Here is a 15,174-nt window from a genome sequence, read left to right as displayed (position 1 = left end):
CGGCCCGCTGTTATCGCAATCACTCAGGAAACCTGACCAGAATGAGCGGGGCGCGGCGGATGACGAAGGTCCGGCCTGGAGAGAGCCCGACCGAACGCCCGAAGGCGGCGGTCATGGAGGACGTCGCGGAGCTGGCAGGAGTGTCGGCGATGACGGTGTCGAGAGTGCTGAACGCTCCGGAGAAGGTGCGCCCGGAGACCCGGGCGCGCGTCCTCGCGGCGGTCCGCGAGCTCGACTACCGGCCCAACTCGGCGGCGCGGGTCCTCGTGACCGGCCGCTCGGGTGTGCTGGGGGTCGTCTGCTTCGACACCACCCTGTACGGCCCGGCCTCCACGCTCTTCGGCATCGAGCAGGCGGCAAGGGACAGCGACTACCTGGTCAGCATCGCCAGCCTGCCCGCGCTCAACCGAAGCTGGATCACCCGGGGCATCGACCGCCTGCGGTCCCAGTCCGTGGACGGCGTCATCGTCGTCGCGCCGCACGAGTCGGCCGCCGAGGGGCTGCGCCACCTTCCCCAGGGGCTCCCGGTGGTCGACGTCGGCGGCGGAACGGACCTGCCGGTGCCGGTGCCGGTCGCGGCGGTGGACCAGTACGCCGGTGCCGCCCGCGCCACCCGCCATCTGCTCAGTCTGGGTCACCGCACGGTCTGGCACCTGTCGGGCCCGCCCAACTGGATCGACGCGAACGGCCGGGTGGCAGGCTGGCGGTCGGCGCTGGAGGCGGAGGGCAGGGAGGTGCCCGAGCCGCTGGTCGGCGACTGGACCGCCCACTCCGGCTACGAGATCGGCAAGCGGCTCGCCCGTGAGCCCGAGGTGACGGCGGTCTTCGTGGCCAACGACCACATGGCGATGGGCGTGCTGCGGGCCCTGCGGGAGGCGGGCAGGCGGGTCCCCGACGACGTGAGCGTCGTCGGGTTCGACGACGTCCCCGAGGCGGCCTACTTCTGGCCGCCGCTGACCACCGTGCGGCAGAACTTCGGCGAGGTCGGCCGGCAGGCGTTCCAGCTCCTGCTGGACCGCATCGCCGGGGTGGAAGGCGAGGCGCGGCGCATGGTGGAGCCCGAGCTCGTGGTGCGGGAGAGCACCGGCGTCAGGCCCTGAAGGAGGCCGCCGCGCCGGCCGCGATCGGCGTGCCGTTCCGCGCGGACAGTGCGGACAGCGCGAACAGGCCGACCTGCTCGACATCCGGCGCGGCGGTGACCCTGGACGCCTGGACCCAGGACGACGGCGCTGACGACGCCGCTCACGATGGCCGCCGATAAGGCCGGTGGCCAGGCCTTTCTGCTCACTCGAGGGGCACTCCGGGTGCTGTTAACGTTCTCATTACGAGATGGTTGCAAAGTGAGCGCTAACAACGGGGATTCGGCCATCAGTTAAGGGCTATGCGACATGTCCGTCAATAGCGTGTTACCAGGATGTGTCGGTGTGACCGGACCGTAATCCCTCATCGCCTTGACGGAGGGTCGTGTTAACGCTCACAGTCTTCCCAAGCAGTTGAGAGGAGCACCAGTGGGACCCAACGTCGACCGTCGCCCGCCCGTCATGGCCGACGTGGCCAGGCTGGCCGGAGTGTCGCATCAGACGGTCTCGCGGGTGCTCAACGACCATCCGAACGTCCGCGCCGAGACCCGCACCCGGGTCATGCGGGCCATCGACCAGCTCGGTTATCGTCGCAACCTCGTCGCCCGGGCCCTGGTCACCAAGCACTCGCGCACGCTGGGCGTGGTCAGCTTCGACACGACGCTGTACGGCCCGGCGAGCACGGTATACGGAATCGAGCAGGCGGCACGGGACGCCGGTTACTTCGTCAGCATCGTGAGCCTTCGGACCATCGACAGGGCCGGGGTCAACGACGCGATCGGCTACCTCGCCGAGCAAGGTGTGGACGGCATCGTCGTCGTCGCCCCGCAGCGGTCGGCGGCGCGGGCGCTCGACGACCTGCCGGCGGGCATGCCCGCCGTGGCCGTCGAGGGCTGGCATCAGGGCGAGGTCTCCGTGGTGAGCGTCGACCAGGTGGAGGGCGCCAGGCTGGCGACCTCGCACCTGCTCGACCTCGGGCACGAGACCGTCTGGCATGTCAGCGGCCCGGCGGACTGGCTGGAGGCCGAGGGGCGCATCGAGGGCTGGCGCGCGGTTCTGACCGCCGCGGGGCGGCCCATTCCCGGCATGCTGACCGGCGACTGGAGCCCGCGTTCGGGCTACCGGGCCGGCAAGGAGCTCGCCGCGATGGCCGGCGACGTCACCGCGGTGTTCGTCGCCAATGACCAGATGGCACTCGGCCTTCTGCGCGCGTTCACGGAGGAGGGGGTGAAGGTACCCGAGCAGATCAGCATCGTGGGCTTCGACGACATCCCTGAGTCGGAGTTCTTCTCCCCGCCGCTCACCACCATCCGACAGGACTTCGGGGCCGTAGGCAGGCGCAGCATCGACGTGCTGCTCCGGCAGATCGAGTCGGGCGAGGCGCTGCCCCACGAGCGTCTCGTCGTGCCTCCCCAGTTCGTGCTCAGGGGAAGCACGGCCGCGCGCTAGCCGTACGGAAACACATTGGATGAGCAGCGCTGCGCCCAAGGTGTTAGCGCTAACTTTAGAAAGGATCCCCCCCAAGTGTTGAAGAGGTTCTCGGCACTGATCCTGGCCGGTGCCACGGCCCTGACGATGGCCGGTTGCAGCAGCAGCGACGGCGGCGACTCGTCCGTCGGCGGCGGCGCCGACGACGGCAAGCTCGTGATGGGCTTCGCCCAGGTCGGCGCGGAAAGCGGTTGGCGCACCGCCAACACCAAGGACATCCAGGAGGCCGCGAAGGCCGCCGGAGTCGAGCTGAAGTTCTCCGACGCGCAGCAGAAGCAGGAGAACCAGATCAAGGCGATCCGGTCCTACATCCAGCAGAAGGTCGACGTGATCGCCTTCTCGCCGGTCGTCGAGTCGGGCTGGGACACCGTGCTCAAGGAGGCCCAGAACGCGAAGATCCCGGTCATCCTCACCGACCGGGCCGTGGACTCCAAGGACACCAGCCTGTACAAGACCTTCCTCGGCTCCGACTTCGTCGAGGAGGGCAAGAAGGCCGGTCAGTGGCTGGTCGACCAGTACAAGGACAGCAAGGACGACGTGAACATCGTCCAGCTTGAGGGCACCACCGGCTCCGCGCCCGCCAACGACCGCAAGTCCGGGTTCCAGGAGGTCATCTCCGCCGATCCGAAGTTCAAGATCATCGCTTCGCAGAGCGGCGACTTCACCCGCGCCAAGGGCAAGGAGGTCATGGAGGCCTTCCTGAAGTCCAACCCCGACATCGACGTGCTGTACGCGCACAACGACGACATGGGCCTCGGCGCCATCGAGGCGATCGAGGGCGCGGGCAAGGTCCCGGGCAAGGACATCAAGATCATCACTGTCGACGCGGTGCACGACGGCATGCAGGCCCTCGCCGACGGCAAGATCAACTTCATCGTCGAGTGCTCCCCGCTGCTCGGCACCCAGCTGATGGACCTCGCCAAGAAGGTCGTCGCCGGCGAGCAGGTGCCCCAGCGGGTGGTCACCGAGGAGACCACCTTCACCCAGGAGCAGGCCGCGGAGGCTCTGCCCAACCGTAAGTACTGATCGGGTTCCGGGCCGCCCCGCCACCGGGGCGGCCCGCCCCACGACGAGGCGAGGATCGAGAGACAGAGGAAGGGGCGCCGCATGGCCGCACCCGCGCCGATCCTGCGGATGAGCGGGATCGGCAAGCAGTTCCCCGGCGTGAAGGCACTGGACGGCGTCGACTTCCGGCTGCTTCCGGGCGAAGTCCACGCGCTGATGGGAGAGAACGGCGCCGGCAAGTCCACCTTGATCAAGGTGCTTACCGGCGTCTACGACATCGACGCGGGCGAGATCGAGCTGGAGGGCCGGCCGGTCGCCTTCTCCAGCCCTCTCGCCGCGCAGCAGGCGGGCATCAGCACCGTCTATCAGGAGGTCAACCTCTGCGCGAACCTGTCGGTGGCGGAGAACATCTTCATCGGCCGTGAGCCCCGCCGCTTCGGCCGCATCCAGTGGAAGGCGATGCGCCGCCGGGCCGAGGAGATCCTCGCCCGGCTCGAGCTCGATCTCGACGTGTCGGCGCCCCTGTCGTCGTATTCGCTGGCGATCCAGCAGATGGTCGCGATCGCGCGGGCCGTCGACATCGACGCGAAGGTGCTCATCCTCGACGAGCCCACCTCCAGCCTCGACGCGGGCGAGGTCGCCCAGCTCTTCCGGGTGATGCGCAGGCTCAAGGAGCAGGGCATCGCGATCCTGTTCGTCTCGCACTTCCTCGACCAGATCTACGAGATCTCCGACCGGATGACGGTGCTGCGCAACGGGACGCTCGTGGGGGAGTACCTCACCAGCGAGCTGAGCCAGGTCGAGCTGATCGGCAAGATGATCGGCCGGGAGCTGGCCGACCTGGAGAAGCTGGAGGAGCGCCCGCCGGCCCGCGAGGGCGCCCCGCTGGTCGAGGCCGAGAAGCTGGGCCGCACCGGCGCCATCCAGCCGTTCACACTGACCATCCACGAGGGCGAGGTCGTCGGCCTGGCCGGGCTGCTCGGCTCGGGCCGTACGGAGATCGCCCGGCTGCTGTTCGGGGCCGACCACGCGGGCACGGGCTCTTTGAAGATCGACGGTGAGCCGGTCAACCTGCGTACGCCGCGATCCGCGGTCTCCCGGAAGCTGGCCTTCTGCTCGGAGAACCGGCGGGCCGAGGGGCTGATCCCCGACCTGACGGTGCGGGAGAACCTCGTCCTCGCCCTGCAGGCCTCCCGCGGCTGGACCCGGCCGATCCCGCGGCGCAGGCAGGACGAGCTGGTCGACAAGTACATCGCCGCGCTGAACATCCGCCCGGCCAACCCCGACCAGCTCATCAAGAACCTCAGCGGCGGCAACCAGCAGAAGGTGCTGCTGGCCCGCTGGCTCATCCTGGAGCCCCGCCTGCTCATCCTCGACGAGCCCACGCGCGGCATCGACGTCGGCGCCAAGGCCGAGATCCAGCGCCTGGTCGCCGAGCTGTCGGACGGCGGGATGGCCGTGCTGTTCATCTCCGCCGAGCTGGAGGAGGTGCTGCGGCTCAGCCACAGGGTCGGCGTGCTGCGCGACCGCCGGCTGGTCGCCGAGCTGGACAACGACGAGGGCCTGACCACCGACACTCTGACGGAGACGATCGCGAGCGGAGCCCGATCATGAGCCGGATCCTCAAGCACCGCCTGTTCTGGCCCGTGGTCGTCCTGGTCGCGCTGCTGGCGCTGAACCTCTTCTTCACCGACGGCTTCTTCAAGATCGAGATGAAGGAGGGGCACCTCTACGGCAGCCTCATCGACATCTTCCGGTTCGGCGCGCCTTTGATTCTGGTGTCGCTCGGCATGACGCTGGTCATCGCCACCAGCGGCATCGACCTGTCGGTCGGCTCGGTCGTGGCGATCGCCGGCGCGCTGGCCTGCCTGCGCATCAGCGGCCTGTCCGACCAGAACTCGGTGAGCGGTGTGCTCGGGGCCGTGGGCCTCGCGCTGGTGCTGTCGGTGGTCCTCGGCGCGTGGAACGGCTTCCTGGTCGCCGGCATCGGCATCCAGCCGATCATCGCGACGCTGATCCTGATGGTCGCCGGGCGCGGCCTGGCCCAGCTCATCACCGACGGCCAGATCACCACCGTCAACAGCTCGCCGTACAAGCTGATCGGTGGCGGCTACTGGCTGACGCTGCCGTTCGGGATCATCGTCGTGGCGGTCGTGCTCGCCCTCACCGCGTTCCTCACCCGGCGCCTGGCGCTCGGCCTGCTCATCGAGTCGGTCGGCGGCAACGCCGAGGCGAGCCGCCTGGCCGGCATCAGCGCCCGCGGCGTGCTCATGACGGTGTACGCGTTCTGCGGGCTGTGCGCCGGCATCGCAGGCCTGATGATCAGCTCGAACGTCTCCAGCGCCGACGGCAACAACGCCGGTCTGTGGATCGAGCTGGACGCGATCCTCGCCGTCGTCATCGGCGGCACCCCGCTGTCCGGCGGCCGGTTCTCGCTCAGCGGCACGGTGCTGGGCGCCCTCATCATCCAGACGCTGACCACCACGATCTACTCGATCGGCGTTCCGCCGGAGACGACGCTGCTGTTCAAGGCGCTCGTGGTGACGATCGTCTGCCTGATCCAGTCCCCGGCCTTCCGCACGAAGGTGTTCCACCGCCGCAGACGCCCGGTCACGGCGTCCCCGGCGCCCGAAGAGAAGGTGAGGGTCACGGCGTGACGGGCATCACCGGTCTGCTGGACCGCCGCCGTGCGATCCCGCAGAAGTACATCCCGGTCCTGGTGACCGCGGGCCTGTTCGTGGCCATGTTCGTGGCGGGCGGCATCCGCTACCAGAACTTCGCCACCGGGCAGATCATCCTCAACGTCTTCATCGACAACGCGTTCCTGCTGGTCGTCGCGGTCGGCATGACGTTCGTGATCCTCACCGGCGGCATCGACCTGTCGGTCGGCTCGGTGGTCGCGCTGGCCACGATGCTGAGCGCCAGCCTGCTCAAGGACGGCTGGCCGGCGTACGCGGTCATGGTGCTGGTGCTGGTGATCGGCGCGGTGCTGGGCCTGGCGATGGGCGCGATCATCCACTATTTCGAGATCCAGCCGTTCATCGTCACGCTGGCCGGGATGTTCCTCGCCCGCGGCCTGTGCTACACGATCAGCACAGAGTCGATCCCGATCGACAACCCGACGTTCACCGACATCGCCCAGTCGCGGATCAACCTCGGCGGCGACCTGTCGGTCTCCCCGAGCGCGGTGATCGCGGTGGTGGTCGTGCTGATCGGGGCGTACGTGCTGCACTACACGCGGCTCGGCCGCAACGTCTACGCGACCGGCGGCAGCGAGCAGTCGGCCCTGCTCATGGGTCTGCCCGTGGCCCGTACGAAGATCGCGGTCTACACGATCAGCGGGTTCTGCTCGGCGCTCGGCGGCCTGCTGTTCGCCTTCTACTCGTTGTCGGGCTACGGCCTGAGCGCCGTGGGCATGGAGCTGGACGCGATCGCGGCGGTCGTCATCGGCGGCACGCTGCTGACCGGCGGGAGCGGCTTCCTCTTCGGCACCGTGCTCGGTGTGCTCGTGCTGGGACTGATCCAGACGATCATCAGCTTCGAGGGCACGCTCAGCTCCTGGTGGACCAAGATTTTTATCGGTTTGCTGCTCTTTGTCTTTATCCTCCTGCAGCGCGTATTTTCAGGTGGCTCACGCCGCAGAGTTCCCTGATGTGCGGAAAGTCCTATCCTTCAATCGGCCGCACACCGGTGTGCGGCGACCCCCAAGGAGATCTACATGAGGTTGCTACGAATCGGGGGCGTGGTGTCCGCCATCGCGCTCGCCGCGACCATGACCGCCTGCGGCTCCAGCCAGAAGACGGTGGACACGGAGGCGTCCGCGTCCTCCGGGGCCGGCAACGCCGGGGCCCTGATCGGCGTCACCATGCCGACGAAGTCGTCGGAGCGCTGGATCCACGACGGCGACAACGTCAAGCAGCAGCTTGAGGCCCTGGGCTACCAGGTGGACCTCCAGTACGCCGAGAACGACATCCCCACCCAGGTCAACCAGATCGAGAACCAGATCACCAAGGGCGCCAAGCTCCTGATCATCGCCTCGATCGACGGCACCGCGCTCACCTCGCAGCTGCAGGAGGCCGCGGACAACAAGATCCCGGTCATCGCCTACGACCGGCTCATCCGCAACAGCCCGAACGTCGACTACTACGCCACCTTCGACAACTTCAAGGTCGGCGTGCAGCAGGCGAACTCGCTGCTCAAGGGCCTCGGCGTCGACGCCGGCAAGAAGGGCCCGTTCAACGTCGAGCTGTTCGGCGGCTCGCCCGACGACAACAACGCCACCTTCTTCTGGAACGGCGCGATGTCGGTGCTCCAGCCGAAGATCGACGACGGCACGCTGAAGGTCAAGAGCGGCCAGACGGACTTCAAGCAGGCCGCCATCCTGCGGTGGGACCCCGCCACGGCGCAGAAGCGCATGGAGGACATCCTCACCAAGACCTACACCGGCGGCACCAAGGTCGACGGCGTGCTGTCGCCGTACGACGGTCTTTCGATCGGCATCCTGTCGGCGCTCAAGAGCTCCGGCTACGGCACCAGCGGCCAGCCGTACCCGGTCGTGACCGGCCAGGACGCCGAACTCGCCTCGGTCAAGTCGATCATCGCCGGTGAGCAGTACTCCACCATCTTCAAGGACACCCGCAAGCTCGCGGAGCAGACCGTGAAGATGGCCGACGCGGTGCTGAAGGGCCAGCAGCCCGAGGTGAACAACACCACGGACTACAACAACGGCAACAAGGTCGTTCCGTCGTACCTGCTCGACCCGGTGGTCGTCGACAAGGACAACTACAAGGACGTCATCATCGGCAGCGGCTACTACACAGAGGACCAGCTCAAGTAGGGATCGGGGCCCGGGGAGCAGTCCCCGGGCCCTCCCTGAGCGGGGGGCACATGACCGAGCACATCTTGCGGATGAGCGGGATCACCAAGACGTTTCCCGGGGTGAAGGCGCTGCAGGACGTCAATCTGGCGGTGCGGCGGGGAGAGATCCACGCGATCTGCGGCGAGAACGGCGCCGGCAAGTCGACGCTGATGAAGGTGCTGTCCGGGGTCTATCCCCACGGCCAGTACGACGGCGAGATCACCTTCGAGGGCAAGCGTTGCGAGTTCGGCGGCATCCGCGACAGCGAGCACGCCGGAATCGTCATCATCCACCAGGAGCTGGCGCTGTGCCCGCAGTTGTCGATCGCGGAGAACATCTACCTCGGCAACGAGCGGGCCACACGCGGCTTCATCGACTGGAACCGCACCAACTACGAAGCAGGCGAGCTGCTGAAACGGGTCGGCCTGCGGGAGAACCCGACCACGACCGTCTCCGACATCGGCGTGGGCAAGCAGCAGCTCGTGGAGATCGCCAAGGCGCTGTCGAAGGAGGTGAAGCTCCTCATCCTCGACGAGCCGACCGCGGCGCTCAACGACGAGGACTCGGCCCACCTGCTCGACCTGCTGCGCGGGCTCAGGGACGAGGGCATCACCTGCGTGATCATCTCGCACAAGCTCAACGAGGTGATCGCGATCGCCGACTCCGTCACGATCCTCCGGGACGGGCGCACGATCGAGACGCTCGACATGGCCTCGGGCGACGTGACCGAAGACCGCATCATCTCGGGGATGGTCGGCCGCGCCCTCGACAACCGCTTCCCGCCGCGTACGCCGGCGATCGGCGAGGAGGCGTTCCGGATCGAGGACTGGACGGTCTACAGCCCCAGCCAGCCCGGCAGGAAGGTGGTCGACGGGGCCTCGCTCACGCTGCGGCGGGGTGAGATCGTGGGCCTGGCCGGGCTGATGGGCGCCGGCCGCACCGAGCTGGCGATGAGCGTGTTCGGCCGGACGTACGGCGTGCACATCTCCGGCAGGATCTTCAAGGACGGCAGGCCGATCGAGATCCGCACCGTGCAGGACGCGATCAGGCACGGCGTCGCCTACGCCACCGAGGACCGCAAGCGGTACGGCCTCAACCTGATCGAGGACATCAAGCGCAACATCAGCGCGGCGTGGCTGAAGGGCCTGTCGAGGCGGGGCTGGGTCAACGAGTACGAGGAGTACCGCGTCGCCCAGCAGTTCCGCGCGAGCATGAACATCAAGGCGCCGGACGTCGACAGCGTCGTCGGCAAGCTGAGCGGCGGCAACCAGCAGAAGGTCGTGCTCTCCAAGTGGATCCTGACCGAGCCTGACGTGCTGATCCTCGACGAGCCGACCCGGGGCATCGACGTCGGCGCCAAGTACGAGATATACGTGATCATCAACCGTCTGGCGGAGCAGGGCAAGGCCGTGCTGGTGATCTCGTCTGAACTGCCCGAGTTGCTCGGTCTCTGCGACCGCATCTACACGCTCTCGGAGGGGCGCGTCACCGGCGAGGTGCCGCGCGAGGAGGCCACACAGGAACGCCTCATGTATCTCATGACCAAGGGACAGGAGTCGCTCGCATGAGCAGCATCACGCCCGCCGACATCGAGGTCGGCGCCAAGGGCGGCGGGGGAGCGCCGGGGCGGCCGGGCCGGGTGTCGCTCGGCGGGCTGTCGCTCAACCTGCGCTCCAGCGGCATCTACATCGCGTTCGCGCTGATCATCGCGTTGTTCTCGGTGCTGACCGACGGCGCGCTGCTCCAGCCGCAGAACATCTCCAACATCATCGTCCAGAACTCCTACATCCTGATCCTCGCGATCGGGATGATCCTGATCATCATCGCGGGGCACATCGACCTGTCGGTCGGCTCGGTGGTCGCGGTCACCGGCGCGCTGGCCGCCGTGCTCATGGTGAACATGGGCGTGCCCTGGCCGCTGGCCCTGCTGATCACGCTCGTGGCCGGTGCGCTGATCGGGGCCTGGCAGGGGTATTGGATCGCCTACTTCGGCATCCCCGCGTTCATCGTCACGCTGGCCGGCATGCTGCTCTTCCGGGCGCTGACCCTGACCGTGCTGGGCAACCAGGGCATCGGCCCGTTCCCCGACCAGGTCCGGACACTGGCCAACGGCTTCACCGACGGCTGGCTGGGCAACATCGGCCTCGGCCCGCTCGGGGGCGCCGACCTGTTCAGCCTGCTGATCGGCATCGTCGCGATCGCCGGCATGGTCCTCGCGCAGTGGCGCAGCCGCAGCGCGCGCAAGGGGTATGGCCAGACGGTCGACTCCCTGGCGCTGTTCGTGCTGAAGATGGCGGCCGGAGCCGCGCTGATCCTCTTCCTCGTCGTGCAGCTCGCCCGCTTCAAGAACCTGCCGTGGGTGCTCGTGCTGCTGGCGGTGCTCGTGCTGGCGTACTCGCTGATGGCCAACCGCACCGTCTTCGGCCGGCAGATCTACGCGATCGGCGGCAACCTCCAGGCGGCCGTGATGTCCGGCGTCAAGGTCAAGTCGGTCGTCTTCTGGATCTTCGTCAACATGGGGGTGCTGTCCGCGATCGCCGGCGTCATCTTCGCCGGGCGGCTCAACCAGGCGGGTCCCACCGCGGGCAACAGCTTCGAGCTGGACGCGATCGCCGCGGCCTTCATCGGCGGCGCGGCCGTCCAGGGCGGCGTGGGCAAGGTCGTCGGCGCGATCACCGGCGGTCTGATCATGGCGGTGATCAACAACGGCATGTCGCTGATCGGCTCGCCCAGTGAGCGGGTGATGCTCGTCAAGGGTGCCGTGCTGCTCGCCGCGGTGGCGTTCGACGTGTGGACCAAGCGCAGGGCAGGCACCGCACGCTGATGGCCTCAGACATCGACAGGAACCCGGGCCGCCGGCCGCACCGCCGGTCGGCGGCCCCGTCCCGGTCGGCACGACAGCTTGTGGAGGTTGAGTGTGAGCGTTAACAATGACCGCTATGTGGTCGGTGTGGACTACGGCACGTTGTCCGGCCGCGCCGTGGTGGTGCGGGTGAGCGACGGCGCGGAGCTCGGGAGCGCCGTGCACGAGTACGCCCACCGCGTGATCGAGGACGCGCTGCCCGGCTCCGGGGTCCGCCTCGCGCCCGACTGGGCACTGCAGTCGCCGGCCGACTGGATCGACGTGCTGCGCAACGCCGTGCCGAAGGCCCTGGCCGACGCGCAGGTCTCCGCCGAGCAGGTCGTCGGCATCGGCACGGACTTCACGGCCTGCACGATCCTGCCCGCCACGGCCGACGGCCGTCCGCTGTGCGAGGAGTTCCCCGAGCGGCCGCACGCCTGGCCGAAGCTCTGGAAGCACCACGCGGCCCAGCCGCACGCCGACCGCATCAACGCGCTGGCCGCCGAGCGCGGCGAGGCGTGGCTGCCGAGGTACGGCGGCAAGATCTCCTCCGAGTGGGCCTTCGCCAAGGGCCTGCAGCTGCTGGAGGAGGACCCGGAGATGTACGACCGGGCCGACCGCTGGATCGAGGCCGCCGACTGGATCATCTGGCAGCTCACCGGCGTGGAGACCCGCAACGTCTGCACCGCCGGATACAAGGCCGTCTTCCAGGACGGCGCCTACCCGTCCGAGGACTTCCTGGCCGCGCTGAACCCCGCCTTCTCCGGGTTCACCCGGAAGCTCGGCCAGGAGCTCGCGCCGCTCGGCGGGCTCGCCGGTCGCCTGACCGCGCGGGCCGCCGAGTGGACGGGACTGCCCGAGGGCATCGCGGTCGCGGTCGGCAACGTCGACGCCCACGTCACCGCCGCCGCGGCCGACGCCGTGCGGCCGGGCCAGATGGTGGCCATCATGGGCACCTCCACCTGCCACGTCATGTGCTCCGACCAGCTCGCCGAGGTCCCCGGCATGTGCGGCGTGGTGCGCGACGGCATCGTCCCCGGGCTGTGGGGCTACGAGGCCGGGCAGTCCGCCGTCGGTGACATCTTCGGCTGGTTCGTGGACAACTGCGTGCCCGCCGCGTACGCCGAGCGCGCGGCGGAGGCGGGCGTCGGCCTGCACGAGTACCTGACCTCGCTCGCCGCCGAGCAGCGCGTGGGGCAGCACGGGCTGGTCGCGCTCGACTGGCACGGCGGCAACCGCTCGGTCCTGGTCGACCACACCCTGTCCGGCGTGATCGTCGGGCAGACGCTCGCCACCCGGCCCGAGGACGTCTACCGCGCGCTCATCGAGGCCACCGCGTTCGGCGCCCGCACGATCGTGGAGACGTTCGAGGCGGCCGGGGTGCCGGTCGAGGAGTTCGTGGTCGCCGGCGGCCTGCTCAAGAACCGCTTCCTCATGCAGACGTACGCCGACGTGCTGCGCCGCCCGCTGTCGGTGATCGGCTCCGACCAGGGGCCGGCCCTCGGCTCGGCCATCCACGCCGCCGTCGCGGCGGGCGCCTACCCCGACATCACGGCCGCCGCGGCGGCGATGGGCAAGCGCGAGGCGGCGGCGTACGTGCCCGACGCCGGGCGGGCCGACGCCTACGACCTGCTGTACGCCGAATATCGCAGGTTGCACGACCACTTCGCGGACGGCGAGATGCTCCACCGGCTCCGCGCGATCAGGAACGAGGCCAGCGCATGATCGATGAACTTCGCAGGGAAGTCTGCCGGCTCCACGCCGAACTGGTGCGATACAACCTCGTCGCCTGGACGGCCGGCAACGTGTCGGGCCGGGTGCCGGGCGAGGACCTGTTCGTCATCAAGCCCAGCGGGGTGTCGTACGACGACCTGACCCCCGAGTCGATCGTGGTCTGCGACCTCGACGGCAACCTCGTCGAGGGCGACCTGGCGCCGTCCAGCGACACGGCCGCGCACGCGTACGTCTACCGGCACATGCCGGAGGTCAACGGGGTCGTGCACACCCACTCCACGTACGCCTCGGCATGGGCGGCCCGTGGTGAGGCGATCCCGTGCGTGCTCACCGCGATGGCCGACGAGTTCGGCGGCGAGATCCCCGTCGGGCCGTTCGCGCTCATCGGCAACGACGACATCGGCAAGGGGATCGTCGCGACCCTGACCGGGCACCGTTCCCCCGCCGTGCTGATGCAGAACCACGGCGTGTTCACCATCGGCGGCTCGCCGAAGGCGGCCGTCAAGGCCGCCGTGATGTGCGAGGACGTCGCCCGCACCGTGCACATCTCCCGGCAGCTCGGCGAACCCCTGCCGATCGCCCAGGGTGACATCGACCGCTTGTACGACCGCTATCAGAACGTCTATGGACAGAGGAGTCACCTGTGAAGCTTTGGTTCCTGACCGGTAGCCAGGGCCTGTACGGCGAGGACACGCTTCGGCAGGTGGCCGAGCAGTCCCAGCGCATCGCCGAGCAGCTGGGCGAGGCCCTGGGGGAGTCGGCGCCGTTCGAGATCGAGTGGCGGCCGGTGCTCACCGACGCGGCGGCCATCCGCCGCGTCTGCCTTGAGGCCAACAGTGACGACGACTGCATCGGCCTGATCGCGTGGATGCACACGTTCTCCCCGGCCAAGATGTGGATCGCCGGGCTGGACGCGTTGCGCAAGCCGCTGCTGCACCTGCACACGCAGGCCAACGTGGAGCTGCCGTGGAGCTCCATCGACATGGACTTCATGAACCTCAACCAGGCCGCCCACGGCGACCGCGAGTTCGGCTACATCCAGACGCGCCTCGGCGTGCCGCGCAAGACCGTCGCGGGTCACGTGAGCGACCCCGCGGTGACGGCGCGCATCGCCACCTGGGCCCGCGCCGCGGCGGGCCGGGCCGAGATCGGCTCGCTGCGCCTGGCCCGCTTCGGCGACAACATGCGCGACGTCGCCGTGACCGAGGGCGACAAGGTCGAGGCGCAGCTCCGGTTCGGCGTGTCGGTGAACACCTACGGCGTCAACGAGCTGGTCGAGGCCGTGGACGCCGCCGCGGACGCCGACGTGTCGGCCCTGGTCAAGGAGTACGACGACCTCTACCGGCTGGCCCCCGAGCTGCGCGCGGGCGGGGACCGGCACGAGTCGCTGCGTTACGCGGCCCGCATCGAGCTGGGCCTGCGGCACTTCCTGGAGGGCGGGGGCTTCAAGGCGTTCACCACGAACTTCGAGGACCTGGGCGGGCTGCGCCAGCTTCCCGGCCTGGCCGTGCAGCGGCTCATGGCCGAGGGCTACGGCTTCGGCGGCGAGGGCGACTGGAAGACCTCCGTGCTGCTGCGCACGCTCAAGGTCATGTCGGCGGGCCTGCCCGGCGGCACCTCGTTCATGGAGGACTACACCTATCACCTCACCCCGGGCGAGGAGCTCATCCTCGGCGCGCACATGCTGGAGGTCTGCCCGACGATCGCGTCGGACACCCCGTCGTGCGAGATCCACCCGCTGAGCATCGGCGGACGGGAGGACCCGGTGCGGCTGGTGTTCGACGCCGCCCCCGGCCCCGCCGTGGTGGTCGGCCTGTCCGACATGGGCGAGCGGTTCCGGCTGGTGGCCAACGAGATCGACGTGGTCGCCCCGCCCGAGCCGCTGCCCGCCCTGCCGGTCGCCCGCGCCGTGTGGCGGCCCCGGCCCGACCTGCGCACCTCCGCCGAGTCGTGGATCACGGCGGGCGCCCCGCACCACACGGTGCTCTCCTCGGCCGTCGGGTCGGAGGAGCTGACCGACTTCGCCGACATGCTCGGCGTCGAGCTGCTCGTCATCGACGAGGCGACCACCCCGCGCCAGTTCGCCAAGGAACTGCGGTGGAACCAGGCCTACTATCGGCTCGCGCAAGGGTTCTGAAGCTCAAGGTCATGATGTCTCGCGGGCCCTT

At 68.9% G+C, this 15,174-nt stretch carries 12 protein-coding genes; all 12 read left to right on the top strand.

What is annotated here, in order from left to right; genetic code table 11:
* Positions 1–59: 59 nt before the first annotated feature.
* The 12 genes from HCK04_RS05830 to araA all read left to right on the top strand — a co-directional run bounded on the left by HCK04_RS05830 (position 60) and on the right by araA (position 15,143).
* Positions 60–1,100 (top strand): LacI family DNA-binding transcriptional regulator, encoded by a 1,041-nt coding sequence (locus HCK04_RS05830; RefSeq protein ID WP_142645881.1) that lies wholly within the window; start codon positions 60–62, stop codon positions 1,098–1,100.
* A gap of 441 nt (positions 1,101–1,541) precedes the next feature.
* Positions 1,542–2,528: a LacI family DNA-binding transcriptional regulator gene (locus tag HCK04_RS05825; protein ID WP_142645880.1), complete on the top strand. Its 987-nt coding sequence runs from the start codon at positions 1,542–1,544 to the stop codon at positions 2,526–2,528.
* A gap of 75 nt (positions 2,529–2,603) precedes the next feature.
* Complete coding sequence (locus tag HCK04_RS05820) at positions 2,604–3,593, top strand: ABC transporter substrate-binding protein (protein WP_221889869.1); 990 nt, start codon at positions 2,604–2,606, stop codon at positions 3,591–3,593.
* An 81-nt stretch (positions 3,594–3,674) separates the two neighbouring features.
* Positions 3,675–5,186, top strand: coding sequence for a sugar ABC transporter ATP-binding protein (locus HCK04_RS05815; protein ID WP_142645822.1), 1,512 nt, complete (start codon positions 3,675–3,677; stop codon positions 5,184–5,186).
* Positions 5,183–6,229, top strand: a complete 1,047-nt coding sequence (locus HCK04_RS05810; protein ID WP_142645821.1) for an ABC transporter permease — start codon at positions 5,183–5,185, stop codon at positions 6,227–6,229. The genes HCK04_RS05815 and HCK04_RS05810 overlap by 4 nt, the downstream gene beginning before the upstream one ends.
* Before the next feature lie 5 nt (positions 6,230–6,234).
* A complete protein-coding gene (yjfF, locus tag HCK04_RS05805; protein WP_142645878.1) occupies positions 6,235–7,224 on the top strand; it encodes a galactofuranose ABC transporter, permease protein YjfF in 990 nt (329 codons plus the stop codon).
* A 66-nt stretch (positions 7,225–7,290) separates the two neighbouring features.
* Positions 7,291–8,409: a multiple monosaccharide ABC transporter substrate-binding protein gene (gene chvE / locus HCK04_RS05800; RefSeq protein WP_142645820.1), complete on the top strand. Its 1,119-nt coding sequence runs from the start codon at positions 7,291–7,293 to the stop codon at positions 8,407–8,409.
* A 50-nt stretch (positions 8,410–8,459) separates the two neighbouring features.
* Positions 8,460–9,998, top strand: coding sequence for a multiple monosaccharide ABC transporter ATP-binding protein (gene mmsA / locus HCK04_RS05795; RefSeq protein WP_142645819.1), 1,539 nt, complete (start codon positions 8,460–8,462; stop codon positions 9,996–9,998).
* Positions 9,995–11,254, top strand: coding sequence for a multiple monosaccharide ABC transporter permease (mmsB, locus tag HCK04_RS05790; protein ID WP_185948924.1), 1,260 nt, complete (start codon positions 9,995–9,997; stop codon positions 11,252–11,254). Before mmsA ends, mmsB begins: the two co-directional genes overlap by 4 nt.
* A gap of 93 nt (positions 11,255–11,347) precedes the next feature.
* Complete coding sequence (gene araB, locus HCK04_RS05785) at positions 11,348–12,997, top strand: ribulokinase (protein ID WP_142645818.1); 1,650 nt, start codon at positions 11,348–11,350, stop codon at positions 12,995–12,997.
* Positions 12,994–13,653: an L-ribulose-5-phosphate 4-epimerase gene (locus tag HCK04_RS05780; RefSeq protein ID WP_142645817.1), complete on the top strand. Its 660-nt coding sequence runs from the start codon at positions 12,994–12,996 to the stop codon at positions 13,651–13,653. The genes araB and HCK04_RS05780 overlap by 4 nt, the downstream gene beginning before the upstream one ends.
* A complete protein-coding gene (gene araA / locus HCK04_RS05775; RefSeq protein WP_142645816.1) occupies positions 13,650–15,143 on the top strand; it encodes an L-arabinose isomerase in 1,494 nt (497 codons plus the stop codon). Before HCK04_RS05780 ends, araA begins: the two co-directional genes overlap by 4 nt.
* The last annotated feature ends 31 nt before the right edge of the window (positions 15,144–15,174 follow it).

The organism is Microbispora sp. CL1-1 (assembly GCF_012034195.1).
GTDB lineage: Bacteria > Actinomycetota > Actinomycetes > Streptosporangiales > Streptosporangiaceae > Microbispora.
This window is presented reverse-complemented; position numbering and strand designations above follow the sequence as displayed.

Bases quoted from the DNA above. Each gene is read 5' to 3' on its own strand.
- mmsA (WP_142645819.1), top strand. From the start codon at position 8,460: ATGACCGAGCACATCTTGCGGATGAGCGGGATCACCAAGACGTTTCCC.
- HCK04_RS05815 (WP_142645822.1), top strand. From the start codon at position 3,675: ATGGCCGCACCCGCGCCGATCCTGCGGATGAGCGGGATCGGCAAGCAG.
- mmsB (WP_185948924.1), top strand. From the start codon at position 9,995: ATGAGCAGCATCACGCCCGCCGACATCGAGGTCGGCGCCAAGGGCGGC.
- chvE (WP_142645820.1), top strand. From the start codon at position 7,291: ATGAGGTTGCTACGAATCGGGGGCGTGGTGTCCGCCATCGCGCTCGCC.
- HCK04_RS05825 (WP_142645880.1), top strand. From the start codon at position 1,542: ATGGCCGACGTGGCCAGGCTGGCCGGAGTGTCGCATCAGACGGTCTCG.
- HCK04_RS05810 (WP_142645821.1), top strand. From the start codon at position 5,183: ATGAGCCGGATCCTCAAGCACCGCCTGTTCTGGCCCGTGGTCGTCCTG.
- HCK04_RS05780 (WP_142645817.1), top strand. From the start codon at position 12,994: ATGATCGATGAACTTCGCAGGGAAGTCTGCCGGCTCCACGCCGAACTG.
- HCK04_RS05830 (WP_142645881.1), top strand. From the start codon at position 60: ATGACGAAGGTCCGGCCTGGAGAGAGCCCGACCGAACGCCCGAAGGCG.